This window comes from Enterobacter sp. SCRI0065, from assembly GCF_059766475.1.
Map to the genome: position 1 here is coordinate 497,885 of NZ_JCBAJB010000002.1, position 16,240 is coordinate 514,124.

Here is a 16,240-nt window from a genome sequence, read left to right on the forward strand (position 1 = left end):
GCGAAGCGCCACCCGGCGCTACCACATTAGCTAAACATCACCTTCGCCCAGCGCGCCAGGCCTGCTGTAACGGAGCCAAAATCATCGCCACCGGCAATCGGGATGCCTGGCAACTGTTCCGCCAGCGCCTTTTTGATCAGCGGCGAGCGGGCGCTACCGCCGGTCAGATAAATCACGTCCGGCTTCTCTTTGCCGTTTTCCAGCGCCAGTTGAACCTGCTCCAGAATGCGCTGTAGTGGCTGGGTTAATGCGGTTTCAAGACCGTGCTGAGAAATGGCGGTAGTCAGTTCGTCGCTGATAAACGGCAGCGTCACGGCGTGCTCGACGACGTCGGAAAGCGCAATTTTGCTCTCTTCTGCGCTACGGACCACGCGATAGCTCAGGCGTTGACGCCAGACCTTATGCAGCAGCGCGACTTTGTCGCCATCCTGAGCATCGCGTACCAGATCGTTCAGGAAACGGCCATTCGCGGTGCTGTAGAAGTCGCTCTGTGCTGGCACGTCGTTGATGGCGACGGCGTTCCACCACGGCAGGATAGGCAGCGCGGTGCCTTTCTCGGTTTGACCGCCCATGCCAAGCAGCGGCATCAGGCTCTTGAAAGCCAGCGCGATGTCCAGATCGTTACCGCCGACGCGACAGCCGCTGTGGCCCAGCAGGCTATTTTCGCGATCGCGTCGCTGGTGCCATTGTGGACCCATCAGCAGCAATGAGCAGTCCGTAGTACCCCCGCCGATATCCACCACCAGCACGCGTTTTTCTTCGCGCAGCGTGGCTTCAAAATCCAGACCAGCAGCAACGGGTTCATACTGGAACACCACATCGCGGAAACCCGCGCGGTGTGCTGCACGCTCAAGAATACCTTGCGCCTGGTGGTTCGCATCATCACCGCCCAGACCCTGGAAGTTAATCGGGCGTCCTATTACCGCCTGGGTGATCGCCTCTGAAACCTGCGTCTGCGCCTGATTGCGGATATGCAGCATCATGGCGCACACCAAATCTTCAAACAACGCCACCTGCTGCGGCTTAAGCCCGCTGGCACCGAGGAAGGATTTTGGGGATTTAACGAAGTAAACCTCTTCAGGATCTTCGATGTATTGACCTAAAGAAGAGAGGCCGAACTGGACGCTGGAAGGCGTGACCTCGATATCTTCTTCACGGTTAAAATTGACCGCACGACGCAGCAGTGCCTGGGTTTCCCCAGCGGTAGCAGGTACCTGATGATGGCGATACAGCCACTCGCTCACGGCTTCACGCGTCGGGGCGCAAAGCATGGATGGCAATAGTGTGCTCTCTTTTTCCATTTTCAGCAGACGAGGCTGATCGTTATCCATTACTGCGACCGAGCAGTTTGCCGTACCGTAGTCAAAACCAATAAACACTGACGTAGTCCCCATGCCGTTGAGAAGGGGCGAGACTTTAGCGAAATGTTGTGTCGGCGACAACTGGAATATGAAAGCAAAGCAGCGCGCAGAAAGACGGTTTATGCTGATGAGGGCAAAAAAAGGAGCAACCATGTACACCCTCCACTGGCAACCGCCGTATGACTGGCGCTGGATGTTTGAATTTCTTGGCGCACGTGCCGTCGCGGGGGTAGAAACCGTCACCGGGGAATATTATGAACGCAGCCTTGTCTGCAAGGGGCATCAGGGGCTGTTTCGCGTGACGCCCGATATCAACGACAGCACGTTGCGAGTGACGCTCAGCGAAGGGTTAATTCCCGTTGCGCAAGATTGTCTGACGCGGATTGCGCGTTTATTCGATCTCGCCTGCGACCCGCAGCGAATATCCGCAGCGTTGGGCGAGCTGGGAGCGGCCCGTCCGGGATTACGCCTGCCGGGGGCAATGGATGCGTATGAGCAGGGCGTTCGCGCTATTCTTGGGCAACTGGTGAGCGTGTCGATGGCGGCTAAGCTTGCCGGGCGCGTTGTTGCGCTGTGCGGTGAGCCGTTACACGATAATGCGCAGTACACCTGCTTTCCGACCCCGCTGGCGTTAGCATCCACCGACCCGCTGGCATTGAAGGCGCTGGGTATGCCGCTGAAACGCGCGGAGTCATTGATACATCTGGCACAGTCAGTTGTTGATGGCACGTTTGCGCTACAGCCCCCGGAGGATATCGACGCTGAAATGACGGCATTGCAGCAGCGGCCCGGTATCGGACGCTGGACGGCAAACTATCTGGCGCTGCGCGGATGGCAGGCGAAAGATGTTTTTCTGCCGGATGATTATCTGATCAAACAACGTTTTGCGGGCATGACGCCAGCGCAAATTCGTCGTTATGCCGAGCGATGGAAGCCGTGGCGCTCCTATGCATTGCTGCATATCTGGTACACCGACGGCTGGAAGCCTGAAAGCGGCGATTCTCAGTTGATAGCGAAGTAGCTGGTGTTAAGCAAAAGCTCCAGCGGTTGCGGTTCGGCAATGGTATCGCCATAGATAAAATCGATACCAATGCCGGAAAGCGTGTCCATCATCATGGGCTGATTGCTCGGTCCGGCGATGGTTTTCATGCCCAGCCGCTGGGCATGTCCCTGAACGATGGTCACCATCATTTCATCCGTCAGGTTGCCGTGAACGTTGCTGACCAGTTCGGGGTCCAGCAGCAGATAGTCGGCCATGTGCGCGCTCAGGTAGTTGAAGGCCTCCATATCCCGTCCTACCTGGCTTAGCACGATGCGACAGCCTGCATGACGCAGTTTCTGGAGTCCGTCCTGAATAGTGGCATCCTGGTTTTGCAGGGTTTCAACCGGGATAACCAGATGAAGCAAGCGACCCGGCAGCAGGCTCTTTTCCAGCATATCGAGCAGTTCTTCGACAAGCGTCACGCTCGATAATCCTTCAGAGGAGAGCGGTAGCGCCACGCCCATCCCTTTGTTTGCCACCTGCGCGGCAAAGGTGCGGAAAAATTCCTGGAAGATTCGACGATCCAGAGCATGCAATAGCTCAGGTTCTGCTAAGCCAGAACGGAAGGCGTGTTCTTCCAGCACTTCGCCCTGACTGGTCCACAAACGCAGCGAGACCAGCCAGAAGTTGCTACTTTCAGGGATGCGTGGGGACGCAACGCTTCGGCCAATCATCAGCAGGTGATTGTCTTTGATCATGTGCCACTGCTCATCGAGCGACATCATGCTGCGCGCGCTGTGAATTCTTTCCTGCTGCGGTTCATAAACGCTGACGACCCCTCGGCCGTTATTTTTAGAAACGTAACAGGCGATATCGGCCTGAGACATGATCTCCGCCGGCAGATAGTTACTGTCGTCGACGAGCGTAATACCGGCGCTGGCACCGATGCGGTGTAAGCGACCTTCCCACATAAAGTGGTACTCGTTGATGGCATGAATGATTCGACCCGCAATGTAGCGCGCACTTTCGACATTACAGTCTGGCAGCAGCAAACCAAATTCATCGCCACCCAGCCTCGCCAGCACGTCGCTTGATCGCAACATACTCAACATCAAAGAGGACAGTTCGCGCAGCAGCGCATCGCCCGCCGCATGTCCTGCGGTGTCGTTCACGGCTTTGAACCTGTCGAGATCGATAAACACCAGCGCGTGTCGCTGGTGAGTATCATGTACGGTTTGCAGCAGACGTTTAAGGTGGTTTTCGAAACTTACCCGGTTAGCCAGATGGGTGAGGGCGTCATGAGAGGCGCTATAGCTCAGCTGGCGCAGCATTTTGCGAGATTCGGTCACATCCTGAATCACCAGAACCGAACCGATGTTCTGTCCGTCCAGGGTGCTTAGTGGGGTGATGCTGTAGTGAATATCAAACGTCCCACCGCTACGGCTGTGTAAAACAACGTCCTGGTCAATATCGGTCCGCGACATATCGCCGCTATGGATGTTCTCCATCAGCGGGCCGTTTTCATTAAAGGTAATGTGCAGCACGTTCAGCACGGGTTGGCCCATGGCTTCTTGCTGCGACCAGCCGCTCATTGTCTCCGCGACCGGGTTCATAAACGTGACGTTCATATCGATATCGGTACAGAGCACCGCTTCACCGATGGAGTCGAGCGTAATATGCAGACGCTCTTTTTCCTGGAACAGAGCCTCGTTAAGTTCTTTAACCTCGGTCATGTCCATGTTAATGCCGAGCAGACGTTCGACCTCTCCCTGCTTGTTGAGCACGCGGTTAGCCAGAGAACGAATGTGCCGCACGCCTTCCTTAACGCGAATGCGGAACTCCAGCTTAAACGGCATTCTGGCCATCAGCGAGTCACGAAGGATCTGCTCTGCCTGTTCCCGATCCTCTGGAACCATGCAATCGTGCCACAGTTGCCAGGTCGGTTTGATATGCGCCGGGATCTCGTACATTTCAAACATGCGTTTGTCCCAGCTGATCACATCAGGCTGTAAATCCCACTCCCAGATGCCAATGCCGCCCGCTTCGTTCGCCAGCGTAATGCGCTCCATTAACCGCTTATTCACCCACTCGGTATGTTTGAGATCGTTAATGTCTTCGATTTGCGCGATAAAATAGAGCGGTGAGCCATCGGTATGACGCACAACGGAAACCGTCAGCAGCGCCCAAAGTACTTCGCCATTGCGGTTGTAGTAGCGTTTCTCCATCGAATAGCTGTTGATATCGCCGCGAACCAGTTGCTCCAGATTCTCAAGATCGATGTTTAAATCTTCAGGCCACGTTAGCTGCTGGAAGGTCAGCGACTGGAGTTCAGTCTGGGAATAGCCCAGGAACTCACACAGCGCTTTATTGGCCTGTAACCACTGGCCTTCAACCCCGACCAGCGCCATACCAATAGCGGAATACTCCATCGCATTGCGAAAACGTTCTTCGCTTTCGGTGATGTGCTTACGTTCGGCGCGAAACGCGTACATCACCATTGTCATGACGTTGGCGGGCAGCAGCATCATTAAAAACGGTAGCCACGGCGCGTTGAGCATAACGCCCGTGTTCTGAGTGGTCATCGGCGTAGGGTTGGTCGCCATCATCAGCGACACCATCATCACCGTAACCAGAAAGACCAGAAATGCCTCCATGCGCGGCAGGCGAACGGCGCTCCACATCAGCAGCACGATAACGCAGGTAAAAGGCCAGGGCAGGAAGGTAATCGCTATCCAGCACAGCACCAGCGTGACCGCCATGGTCAGGAGCGTTTCCAGCAATAGTTTGGGATTGCGGTGACGCAGCAAATAATGCGGTTTGAAAAGCAAACCTAACGGCACCAGCGCCAGCGCGCCGATGGACTCCGACAGTACCCAGACGAGAAAATTACGCAGTGGCTCCGCACTGGGCACCAGGAAATGCGCCAGCGTGCCGCCAATCAGCGGTGGGATGATGGCGCTGCCGATCGCCAGACGAATCCAGTCGCTCAGGTTTTTCAGCGGGTTATACCAGGGGAGAAGTTTGCGCAGGAGCAATGCGCCCACGCAGGCTTCAATCGCATTAATGGCGGTATACCAGAAGCTGATCGACTCCCAGGAGAACAGCATCCACGAGGCAAACACGTTACCGAAGGAGCAGGCGAGGGCAATACCGGGCCACATTTTGCCCGCGTGACGGTAAAACGCGACCATCATAATGGACGTCGGGAACCACAGCGGTGCCAGCAAAGTTCCGAATCGAGTCAGTTCGAGCGAGAAAATGGTAAAGATAAAGGTGACCAGACCCAGACTGACAAGCCGTAGTAAAGGATGTGGGGTAGTAACCAAAACGCGCTGGTATTGTTTATTCATTACCGCTTTATCCAGGGACGCCATGCTGCCAGGAACCAGGTCCGGACGCGTTAAACTTTGAATTTGGATTATGCTAGTACAAACAATTTACAATTCATATGCTGACTGCTCATAATTTGACATCATAGAGTTATTAAATACTTAGTCTGCATAAAATTCATGATTAACGCTTTAAATTTGACCGTTAAAATTTTAGCCAGGGATAAAAAGGCGACTTTGGAATGACTCTCGCAATACCTGCGGTTTCGACTGGTATCACGCACGCGAAATCCCTATAATTGCGGCGTTTGACGCTCAGGCGTCGTCCTTCCTTTACATCCAGGTTAATCAGGTCGCTAAATTTATGACTGATAAGTCTCATCAGTGCGTCATCATAGGCATCGCCGGCGCTTCGGCTTCAGGTAAAAGTCTTATCGCCAGTACGCTTTACCGCGAACTGCGTGATCAAGTTGGTGATGAGCATATCGGCGTCATTCCCGAAGACAGCTATTACAAAGATCAATCGCATCTGTCGATGGAAGAACGTGTAAAAACCAACTATGACCATCCCAATGCAATGGACCACAGCCTGCTGTTCCAGCATTTGCAAATGATCAAAAACGGCACCGCTATCGATCTGCCGGTCTATAGCTATGTCGATCACACCCGTACGCAAGAAACCATCCACATTGAACCGAAGAAAGTCATCATTCTGGAAGGCATCTTGTTGCTGACCGACGCACGTCTGCGTGAAGCGATGAACTTCTCTATTTTCGTCGATACTCCACTGGATATCTGCCTGATGCGTCGCATCAAGCGCGACGTCAATGAGCGCGGTCGTTCTATGGACTCCGTGATGGCTCAGTACCAGAAAACGGTACGCCCGATGTTCCTGCAATTTATCGAACCGTCTAAGCAATACGCCGATATTATCGTGCCGCGCGGCGGTAAAAACCGCATTGCGATTGATATTCTGAAAGCGAAAATCAGTCAGTTTTTTGAATAAATCGCGCGAATTGTGTACCGTTCAGGGATAACCTGGTTCACTCTGAAGCCGTTATGGCTTCAGGGTTTGATGCACGAAAGGAGAAAGCGTCATGCGTCTTTGTGACCGAGATATAGAGGCCTGGCTGGATAATGGCCGTCTGTCCATTACCCCGCGTCCGCCAGAAGAGCGAATTAACGGCGTAACCGTCGATGTCCGTCTGGGCAATAAATTCCGCACTTTTAGCGGACACACGGCACCGTTTATCGATTTAAGCGGTCCAAAAGATGAAGTCAGCGCATCACTCGATCGGGTGATGAGCGATGAAATCGTCCTGGAAGATGGCGAAGCCTTTTATCTGCATCCAGGTGAGCTGGCGCTGGCGGTCACCTTTGAGTCCGTTACGCTGCCTGCCGATTTGGTTGGCTGGCTTGATGGGCGTTCTTCCCTGGCACGTCTTGGTTTGATGGTTCACGTTACCGCGCACCGTATCGATCCGGGCTGGTCTGGCCGTATCGTACTGGAATTTTTCAATGCGGGTAAACTGCCGCTGGCATTACGCCCTGGCATGATGATTGGTGCGTTGAGCTTCGAACCGCTGACCGGTCCGGCGGCACGTCCTTACAACCGCCGCCAGGATGCAAAATATCGCGACCAGCAGGGTGCTGTTGCCAGTCGTATTGATAAAGACTGAGCTTAAGGCCGGTCCACTGAGGATGCCATGAGAAGAGTTCTGACGACGCTGATGATTTTGCTGGTGGTGCTGGTTGCTGGCCTTTCGGCGTTGGTTCTGCTGGTAAACCCCAATGATTTCCGCGCCTATATGGTACGGCAGGTCGAAGCACGCAGCGGTTACGAACTGAAGCTGGATGGGCCGCTACGCTGGCACGTCTGGCCTCAGCTCAGCATTCTTTCCGGGCGGATGTCGTTAACCGCACCCGGGGCGTCGGTCGCCCTGGTCTCGGCTGATAACATGCGTCTCGACGTGGCGTTAATGCCGCTGCTTTCCCATCAGTTGCAGGTTGAACAGGTGATGCTGAAAGGCGCGGTGATTCAGTTGACGCCGCAAACCGAGGCGGTTCGTGACCAGAGCGCACCCGTTGCGCCACGAGAAAACTCATTACCCGATGCGCCTGAAGATGCCGGCTGGTCTTTTGATATCGGTAGCCTCAAGGTGGTAGACAGCGTGCTGGTGTTCCAGCACGAGGGCGATGAGCAGGTCACCGTTCGCAATATCAATTTGCAGATGGAACAGGACCAGCAGCATCTGGCAACGCTTGATTTTTCGGGGCGCATCAACCGCAACCAGCGTGACATGACGCTGTCGTTAAACGCGAACGTTGACGCATCTGACTATCCTCACAAACTGACCGCCGACATCCAGCAGCTCAACTGGCAGCTATCCGGGGCAGACTTACCCGTGCAAGGGATTACTGGCAAGGGCAGTTTGCAGGGTGTCTGGCACGAAGACCAAAAGCAGCTTGAGCTGAATAATCTCGATTTGCAGGCTAATGATAGCGCGCTTAAAGGGCGGGCAAGCGTGGTGCTGACAGAGCAGCCAAAGTGGGTGTTCGATCTGCAGTTCGACAAGCTGAATCTTGAGAATCTCTTACCGCCGCAGACGGTTCTTGCCGCAGATGGCGTTGTACAGCAGGGGCAGAATCAGCCGAAACAAACGCGCCCCGTTATTGCCTCGAACATCGATCAGCCTGACTACAACGGTCTACGCAGCTTTAGCGCCGATATCTTATTGAAAGCCAATTCGGTGCGTTGGCGCGGTATTGACTTCACCAACGTCAGCAGCCAGATGCTCAACCATAAAGGTCTGCTGGTTATCTCTGAGCTCAGTGGGCAAATGGGAGCCGGGCATATGTCGCTGCCGGGCATGCTTGATGTTCGTCAGGACGAGGCCCGTGCGGAGTTTCAGCCGCGGCTCGACAACATTGAGATTGGCACGATCCTAAAAGCCTTCAATTATCCTATCTCTTTAACCGGCAATCTGACGCTCGCGGGCGATTTCTCCGGTGATAAGGTTGATGCGGAAGCCTTCCGTCGCAGCTGGCAGGGTAAGGCTCACGTCGAATTAGCCAACACCCGAATGGAAGGTCTTAACTTCCAGCAGTTGGTTCAACAGGCGGTTGAGCGCAGCAGCAGCGTGAAGGCGAGTGAAAGCTACGATAGCGCTACGCGGCTCGACAGTTTCGCCACTGATTTGTCGCTGAACAACGGTCAGCTGTCGCTTGACGATATGCAGGGGCAGTCTGCGCTAATAGCCCTGACGGGGACCGGCACCATGGATCTGGTCAAAGAAACCACCGATACGCGCTTTAACGTACGGGTTCTGTCGGGCTGGGAAGGCGAGGGCAAGCTGATCGACTTCCTGAAGGACACCCCGATCCCGCTGAAAGTGTACGGCAAATGGCAGGAGCTTAACTACAGCCTGCAGGTTGACCAGATTCTGCGAAAACATCTTCAGGATGAAGGGAAACGTCGTTTGAACGAATGGGCGGATAAGAATCAGGATTCGCAAAGTGGTAAAGACGTGAAGAAGCTGCTCGATAAGCTATAAGTTTGCCTGCCGGGCAGTATCAACACTGCCCGGCCTTTTGATTAAACTTCGTAATCCAAATCATCTTCCCCGCGCAGCGGAATCAGTTGCACTTTCTGCACGCGATGGCTTTCGACCTGTAGCGTCTTCAGCACAAAATCACCTACCTGAACCTCTTCTCCCGGCTGCGGAATACGCTGTAAATACTCCATTAGCAGACCGGCAATCGTGTGGTATTCACGCTTATCATCCAGCGGTATCGGAACATACTGCACCAGGTCTTCCAGCGGCATATGGCCGTTAGCGGTCCAGGAGCCATCGGCATTTTTCTGGATGTCGTGGCGAGCATCGATTTCGTCAATCTCGTTAGGCAAATTACCGGCGATCGTCTCCATCACATCGCTCAGCGTCACTAACCCTTCTACTGAACCAAACTCATCCACGACAAAGGCAAAGTGGGTGCGCGCGTTACGGAACTGTTCCAGGGCTGACAGCAGCGGCAGCGTTTCAGGGAACACCAGTGGCTGTCGTACCAGAGCTCGTAGGTCCAGCGCATCACCTCGCAGCGATTGTTGCAGCAAGTCGATCACATGTACTACACCGAGCAGATCTTCTTCCTCTTCACCACCGGTAACCACAATGCGGGTATGCTGATTTTTATCCAGCAGGGCGCGAACCTGTGCGTCTGGCGCGTTCAGGTCGATATGTTCAATATCGTGACGGGAGGTCATGATGCTGCTGACTGAGCGCTGGTTAAGATTGAGCACGCGCTCAATCATCCGCCGTTCCTGAGGATTAAATATCTGGTTGTCGTCATGGTCAGCCAACATGGAGGCCGATTCGGCGTCCAGTTCGGCATCTTCTTTCTTGCCGCTTAGCAAGCGCATCACCGTTTCTGCGGTGCGCTGGCGTAGCGTTTGATTGGCCGAGAGAAAACGGCGGCGGTTGAATATGGCGAGCTGATTGAGGGTCTCAATAATGACCGAGAAGCCAATGGCGGCATACAGGTAGCCCTTAGGTATTGAGAAGCCAAACCCGTCAGCCACCAGGCTGAAACCTATCATCAGCAGGAAGCTTAAACACAAAATCACAATCGTCGGATGGCTATTCACGAAGCGGGTCAGGGCTTTGCTCGCCATCACCATCAGGGTAATAGCAATAATCACGGCAGCCATCATCACTGCCAGATGATCGACCATTCCCACGGCGGTTATCACTGAATCGAGTGAGAACACGGCGTCGAGGACCACAATTTGCGCCACCACCGGCCAGAATTTTGCCCCGCGCCGCTGGGTAAGGTTTTCGCTGTCTTTACCTTCAAGCCGCTCGTTCAGTTCCACCGTGGCTTTAAACAGCAGGAAAAGCCCACCGAATAGCATGATCAGATCTCGCGCGCTGAAGCTGAGGTCGTGGAAGGTGAAAATGGGTTTTGTCAGCGTGACCATCCACGAGATGGAGGCCAGCAACAGCAGGCGCATCACCATCGCCAACAGCAAACCGGTGACACGGGCGCGGTCGCGCTGTGCCGGAGGCAGTTTTTCCGCGAGGATGGCAATAAAGACCAGATTATCGATACCGAGGACTAATTCGATGACGATAAGCGTCACCAGCCCGGCCCAGATTGATGGATCGGCAATCCATTCCATAGTAATAGCAATACCTTTGGTTATATGACATTTGTCACACTTCGATCATGGATAAAGCTGGCGAAAATTGCAATGGCAGGCTGAGATTTCTCTTAATAACCGCAAGAAAATGACAATCTTCACCACAGGTTATTATTTCTGAAAGAAACAGCGAATAATGAAATTAAGATATATTTAGGAAATATCGCACGTGATATTTTTAGATATTAATTTGTCAATATGAAGAAATTCCTAAAAGCCTTAAAATTTGCGCTTAATATTAATCTTAAAAACCAATATTAGGACGGTTGTCTCCTTGCCTGCTATTAGGTTAACTGCAACAATTCTCCCAGCATCAAATGTTAAAACGCCTTGTTGCTATTTTTGTACCGGTCTCGGGGGCTGTATTTCATTATCAGTCTAACGTCAGATATGCCTGATATATTTCCCCGTAAGTCCATATCTTAGAGGGTGTCTATCCATAACGCATTGTTTAGTCAGTGGATTGGTAACTGAAAGCCAAGGGCGGTAGCGTGCCTGAAAGCGTGTGAATCAGCCTCGATTATTCTGTCAAGAGCCAATGGATGAATAAGCTAGTTTTAGGACTGATGCCAGTTATATTTTTATTTGATTAACTGCATTCTAAAAGTCATTCCAGCCGGGCTTATTTTAAATTGCACAGGGTAATTACTCTGCCAAAGTGATAAATAATCAATGATCAAATCCAAAATGAAATTGATGCCATTATTGGTGTCTGTGACCTTGATGAGTGGTTGTACGGTCTTTCCCGGCAGCAATATGTCCACAACGGGTAAGGATGTGATTAAGCAACAGGATGCTGATTTTGATCTCGACAAAATGGTGAATGTGTATCCATTAACCCCGCGTCTCGTCGAGCAATTACGTCCACGTCCTAACGTCGCCCAGCCGAATATCTCTCTGGATCAGGAAATTTCGTCCTACGAATACCGCGTCGGACCGGGTGACGTTGTTAGCGTTACCGTCTGGGACCACCCTGAATTGACAACGCCAGCGGGCCAGTATCGTAGTTCAAGCGATACCGGTAACTGGGTTCAGCCTGATGGCACCATGTTCTATCCGTACATTGGCAAAGTCCACGTTGTCGGTAAAACGCTGGCCGAAATCCGCAGTGACGTGACGGGTCGTTTAGCGCAGTACATTGCTGACCCGCAGGTGGATGTGAATATTGCCGCCTTCCGTTCGCAAAAAGCCTACGTCTCGGGACAGGTGAACAAATCGGGCCAGCAGCCCATCACCAACGTGCCATTAACCGTCCTGGATGCCATTAATACCGCGGGCGGTTTAACCGATGCCGCCGACTGGCGCAACGTGGTGCTCACGCACAACGGTAAAGAAGAGCGCATTTCGTTACAGGCATTGATGCAAAACGGTGACCTGAGCCAGAACCGTCTGCTCTATCCGGGCGACATTCTGTTTGTACCACGCAATGACGATCTGAAAGTGTTCGTGATGGGCGAAGTGAAGAAACAGAGCACGCTCAAAATGGACTTCAGCGGCATGACCCTGACCGAAGCGCTGGGCAATGCAGAAGGCCTCGACATGACTGCATCGAACGCCAGCGGCATCTTCGTCATTCGTCCACTGAAAGGCGAAGGCAGTGCAAAAGGCAAGATCGCCAACATTTATCAGCTGGATATGTCCGATGCGACATCGCTGGTGATGGCAACCGAATTCCGCCTCCAGCCATACGACGTGGTTTACGTGACCACGGCTCCGGTCACTCGCTGGAACCGTCTGATCAACCAGTTGCTGCCAACCATCAGTGGCGTTCGCTACATGACGGATACGGCGCGCGACATTCATACCTGGTAATCCGCGATGTTTAACAAAATTCTGGTGGTGTGCGTGGGGAACATTTGCCGTTCCCCCACGGCAGAACGGCTGCTGAAAAATTACCAGCCCGATCTCAAGGTTGACTCCGCAGGGCTGGGTGCGCTGGTGGGAAAAGGTGCTGATGAGCGCGCGACAAGCGTGGCGCAGGAGCATGCGCTATCGCTCGACGGGCACGTTGCCCGTCAGGTCTCAGGCCGGATGTGCCGGGACTACGACCTGATTCTGGCAATGGAAAAACGCCATATACAGGCGCTATGTGAAATTGCGCCGGAGATGCGCGGCAAGGTGATGCTGTTTGGTCACTGGGACAACGAACGCGAAATCCCCGATCCGTATCGCAAGAGCCGTGAGGCATTTGAGGCGGTGTACACCTTACTTGACCAGTCTGCCCAACAGTGGGCGCAGGCACTGAAAGCTCAGCAGGGATAACAATGACAGAAAAAACAAAACCTTCTGCCGCCCCGATCTCGGGCAGTGATGAAATTGATATTGGCCGTCTGGTAGGGACGATCGTTGAGGCGAAGTGGTGGGTGCTGGGGATTACGGCGGTGTTTGCCGTCGCCGCTGTGATTTACACCTTGTTTGCCACGCCTATCTATAGCGCGGATGCGCTGGTGCAAATCGAACAGAACTCCGGTAATTCGCTGGTGCAGGATATCGGCTCGGCGCTGGCGAACAAGCCGCCGGCATCGGACGCCGAGATTCAGCTTATCCAGTCGCGCCTGGTGCTGGGCAAAACGGTTGACGATCTTGATCTGGATATTGGCGTCACCAAAAACAGCTTCCCGCTATTTGGTGCTGGCTGGGACAGGCTGATGGGGCGTCAAAATGACATGGTCAAAGTCACCACTTTTAACCTGCCGAAAGGGGCAGGGGACCAGGTGTTTACTCTGCAAGTGTTGGGGCCTAAGCAGTATGAACTGACCAGTGACGCGGGCTTTAGCGCGCGGGGTGAAGTCGGGCAGATGCTGAATAAAAACGGCGTCAGCATGATGGTCAGCGATATCCATGCTGCGGAGGGCGGTGAATTCACCGTCAGTAAGTTCTCGATGCTGGGCATGATCAACAACCTACAAAGCAACCTGACCGTCACGGAAAACGGTAAAGACACCGGCGTATTGAGCATGAGCTTCACCGGTGAAGACAAAGATAAAATCCGCGACATCCTGAACAGCATTACCCGCAACTATCTTGAGCAAAATATCGAACGTAAGTCGGCTGAAGCGGCAAAAAGCCTCGCGTTCCTGGCGAAGCAACTGCCGGAAGTCCGTTCGCATCTCGATGAGGCTGAAAACAAGCTGAATGCCTATCGTCAGGACAAAGACTCCGTTGACCTGCCGCTGGAGGCAAAATCTGTTCTGGATTCGATGGTCAATATCGACGCGCAGTTGAATGAACTGACCTTTAAAGAAGCGGAAATTTCTAAGCTCTACACCAAACGTCACCCGGCGTATCGCACGTTGCTGGAAAAACGTCAGGCGCTGGAAGATGAGAAAACAAAACTCAACAACCGCGTGACGGCGATGCCAAAAACGCAGCAGGAAATTGTGCGTCTGACGCGCGACGTGGAATCGGGTCAGCAGGTTTACATGCAACTGCTGAATAAACAGCAGGAGCTGAAAATTACCGAAGCCAGTACCGTCGGTGATGTGCGTATCGTTGACTCGGCGATTACCCAGCCTGGCGTGCTGAAACCAAAGAAAGCGCTGATCGTCCTCGGCAGCATTATTCTCGGCCTGATGCTCTCTATCGTTGGCGTGCTGCTTCGCTCCCTGTTCAACCGCGGAATCGAAAGCCCACAGGTGCTGGAAGATCATGGCATCAGCGTGTATGCCAGCATTCCTTTGTCGGAATGGCAGAAATCTCGCGATAGCGTCAAAACGGTGAAAGGCGTTAAGCGTTACAAACAGAGCCAACTGCTGGCAGTCGGAAACCCAACGGATCTGGCGATCGAAGCGGTGCGCAGCCTGCGAACCAGCCTTCACTTCGCCATGATGCAGGCCAAAAACAACGTATTGATGTTGACCGGGGTCAGCCCGTCAATCGGTAAAACGTTTGTCTGCGCTAACCTTGCGGCGGTGATTAGCCAGACCAACAAACGCGTGCTGCTGATCGACTGCGATATGCGTAAGGGCTATACCCACGAACTGCTAGGGACCAATAACGTCAACGGCCTGTCGGAGATTCTTCTCGGCAAAGGTGAGATTGAGCAGTGCGCCAAGCCAACGTCAATCACCAATTTTGACCTGGTTCCGCGCGGTCAGATCCCGCCAAACCCGTCTGAACTGTTGATGAGTGAACGTTTCACCCAGCTGATTGAATGGGCCAGCAAACACTACGACCTGGTGCTTATCGATACTCCGCCAATCCTGGCCGTGACTGACGCTGCCATTGTTGGTCGCCATGTCGGCACTACGCTGATGGTCGCTCGTTATGCGGTGAATACCCTGAAAGAGGTCGAAACCAGCCTGAGTCGCTTCGAGCAGAACGGTATCGAGGTGAAAGGGGTGATTCTGAACTCCATCTTCCGTCGCGCGACCGGATATCAGGATTACGGGTACTACGAGTACGAATATAAGTCTGACTCTAAATAAAAAAAGCCCCCCTCATCCTAACCCTCTCCCCGCCGGGGAGAGGGGACTGCCTGGTGCGGTCCTTCAGAGGGCAGGGGTGAGGGGTGAGGGGAAAATATGACAACACAACGCCCATTGATCTCCATCTATATGCCAACGTGGAATCGCCAGCAGCTGGCGATCCGTGCGATTAAATCGGTATTACGTCAGGACTACGACCACTGGGAGCTGATCATCGTTGATGATTGCTCCTCATCGTTCGAGCAGTTGCAGAAATTTATCGACGATCTCAATGACCCGCGCGTGGTGTACACCCATAACGCGATTAACTCTGGGGCATGTGCCGTGCGAAATCAGGCAATCATGCAGGCAAAAGGACAATATTTGACCGGCATTGATGACGATGACGAATGGACGCCAAATCGTCTGTCCGTATTTTTGTCGCACAAACATCAGCTGGTCACGCATGCGTTCCTGTATGCCAATGACTATGTTTGTCAGGGTGAGGTTTACTCGCAGCCTGCCAGCCTGCCGCTGTATCCGAAATCCCCGTTCTCACGCCGCCTGTTTTATAAGCGCAATATCATCGGTAATCAGGTGTTTACCTGGGCCTGGCGTTTCAAAGAATGTCTGTTCGATACCGAACTGAAAGCTGCGCAGGACTACGATATTTTCCTGCGTATGGTGGTGGAATATGGTGAGCCGTGGAAGGTGGAAGACGCCACGCAAATTCTGCACATCAATCACGGTGAGATGCAAATTACCTCGTCGCCGAAAAAATTCTCGGGCTACTTCCATTTTTATCGTAAGCACAAAGACAAGTTCGATCGTGCCAGCCGTAAATATCAGCTCTTTACCCTCTATCAGATCCGCAACAAGCGCATGAACTGGCGCACGCTTATGACGCTGCTGTCGGTACGAAACGGCAAGCGTCTGGCCGATGGGCTGAGGGGGAAATAATG

Annotated in this window: 10 protein-coding genes and 1 pseudogene; 8 read left to right on the plus strand and 3 right to left on the minus strand. The window is 53.3% G+C overall.

Annotated elements, in window-relative coordinates:
- Positions 1-26 precede the first annotated feature (26 nt).
- Complete coding sequence (yegD, locus tag AC6EMZ_RS08215; protein ID WP_498402301.1) at positions 27-1,379, minus strand: molecular chaperone; 1,353 nt, start codon at positions 1,377-1,379, stop codon at positions 27-29.
- A 133-nt stretch (positions 1,380-1,512) separates the two neighbouring features.
- On the opposite strand from yegD, the pseudogene alkA reads away from it, so the two are divergent.
- A pseudogene (gene alkA, locus AC6EMZ_RS08220) lies at positions 1,513-2,396 on the plus strand (DNA-3-methyladenine glycosylase 2); the annotation flags it as partial.
- On the opposite strand, the gene AC6EMZ_RS08225 reads toward alkA, so the two are convergent.
- Entirely contained in the window at positions 2,364-5,693 is a 3,330-nt protein-coding gene (locus AC6EMZ_RS08225) for a diguanylate cyclase (protein ID WP_498401958.1), read from the minus strand. The pseudogene alkA and the gene AC6EMZ_RS08225 sit on opposite strands and share 33 nt — an antisense overlap.
- Positions 5,694-6,036: 343 nt before the next feature.
- Between AC6EMZ_RS08225 and udk the strand changes: the two genes are divergently transcribed.
- The 3 genes from udk to asmA all read left to right on the plus strand — a co-directional run bounded on the left by udk (position 6,037) and on the right by asmA (position 9,226).
- Positions 6,037-6,678: a uridine kinase gene (udk, locus tag AC6EMZ_RS08230; RefSeq protein ID WP_498401959.1), complete on the plus strand. Its 642-nt coding sequence runs from the start codon at positions 6,037-6,039 to the stop codon at positions 6,676-6,678.
- Between the two features lie 91 nt (positions 6,679-6,769).
- A complete protein-coding gene (gene dcd, locus AC6EMZ_RS08235; protein ID WP_498401960.1) occupies positions 6,770-7,351 on the plus strand; it encodes a dCTP deaminase in 582 nt (193 codons plus the stop codon).
- 27 nt (positions 7,352-7,378) lie between these two features.
- The gene (asmA, locus tag AC6EMZ_RS08240; RefSeq protein ID WP_498401961.1) at positions 7,379-9,226 is read left to right on the plus strand and encodes an outer membrane assembly protein AsmA; all 1,848 of its coding nucleotides are present in this window, start codon (positions 7,379-7,381) and stop codon (positions 9,224-9,226) included.
- A gap of 41 nt (positions 9,227-9,267) precedes the next feature.
- On the opposite strand, the gene AC6EMZ_RS08245 is transcribed toward asmA, so the two are convergent.
- On the minus strand, positions 9,268-10,851 hold the full coding sequence (locus AC6EMZ_RS08245; protein WP_498401962.1) for a TerC family protein: 1,584 nt from the start codon (positions 10,849-10,851) through the stop codon (positions 9,268-9,270).
- Positions 10,852-11,544: 693 nt separating this feature from the next.
- Here AC6EMZ_RS08245 and AC6EMZ_RS08250 point away from each other — a divergent pair.
- The 4 genes from AC6EMZ_RS08250 (at position 11,545) to wcaA (ending at position 16,238) form a co-directional block, all read left to right on the plus strand.
- The gene (locus AC6EMZ_RS08250; protein WP_498401963.1) at positions 11,545-12,684 is read left to right on the plus strand and encodes a polysaccharide export protein; all 1,140 of its coding nucleotides are present in this window, start codon (positions 11,545-11,547) and stop codon (positions 12,682-12,684) included.
- Between the two features lie 6 nt (positions 12,685-12,690).
- Positions 12,691-13,134 carry a low molecular weight protein-tyrosine-phosphatase Wzb gene (gene wzb / locus AC6EMZ_RS08255; protein ID WP_498401964.1) on the plus strand — a complete coding sequence of 148 codons (444 nt, stop codon included), beginning with the start codon at positions 12,691-12,693 and terminating at the stop codon, positions 13,132-13,134.
- Between the two features lie 2 nt (positions 13,135-13,136).
- Positions 13,137-15,299: a tyrosine-protein kinase Wzc gene (gene wzc, locus AC6EMZ_RS08260; RefSeq protein WP_498401965.1), complete on the plus strand. Its 2,163-nt coding sequence runs from the start codon at positions 13,137-13,139 to the stop codon at positions 15,297-15,299.
- A gap of 96 nt (positions 15,300-15,395) precedes the next feature.
- Positions 15,396-16,238 carry a colanic acid biosynthesis glycosyltransferase WcaA gene (wcaA, locus tag AC6EMZ_RS08265; protein ID WP_498401966.1) on the plus strand — a complete coding sequence of 281 codons (843 nt, stop codon included), beginning with the start codon at positions 15,396-15,398 and terminating at the stop codon, positions 16,236-16,238.
- Positions 16,239-16,240: the final 2 nt, after the last annotated feature.

Coding starts and splice junctions, on each gene's coding strand:
- AC6EMZ_RS08225 (WP_498401958.1), bottom strand. CDS start 5,693: ATGAATAAACAATACCAGCGCGTTTTGGTTACTACCCCACATCCTTTA.
- udk (WP_498401959.1), top strand. CDS start 6,037: ATGACTGATAAGTCTCATCAGTGCGTCATCATAGGCATCGCCGGCGCT.
- dcd (WP_498401960.1), top strand. CDS start 6,770: ATGCGTCTTTGTGACCGAGATATAGAGGCCTGGCTGGATAATGGCCGT.
- asmA (WP_498401961.1), top strand. CDS start 7,379: ATGAGAAGAGTTCTGACGACGCTGATGATTTTGCTGGTGGTGCTGGTT.
- AC6EMZ_RS08245 (WP_498401962.1), bottom strand. CDS start 10,851: ATGGAATGGATTGCCGATCCATCAATCTGGGCCGGGCTGGTGACGCTT.
- AC6EMZ_RS08250 (WP_498401963.1), top strand. CDS start 11,545: ATGATCAAATCCAAAATGAAATTGATGCCATTATTGGTGTCTGTGACC.
- wzb (WP_498401964.1), top strand. CDS start 12,691: ATGTTTAACAAAATTCTGGTGGTGTGCGTGGGGAACATTTGCCGTTCC.
- wzc (WP_498401965.1), top strand. CDS start 13,137: ATGACAGAAAAAACAAAACCTTCTGCCGCCCCGATCTCGGGCAGTGAT.
- wcaA (WP_498401966.1), top strand. CDS start 15,396: ATGACAACACAACGCCCATTGATCTCCATCTATATGCCAACGTGGAAT.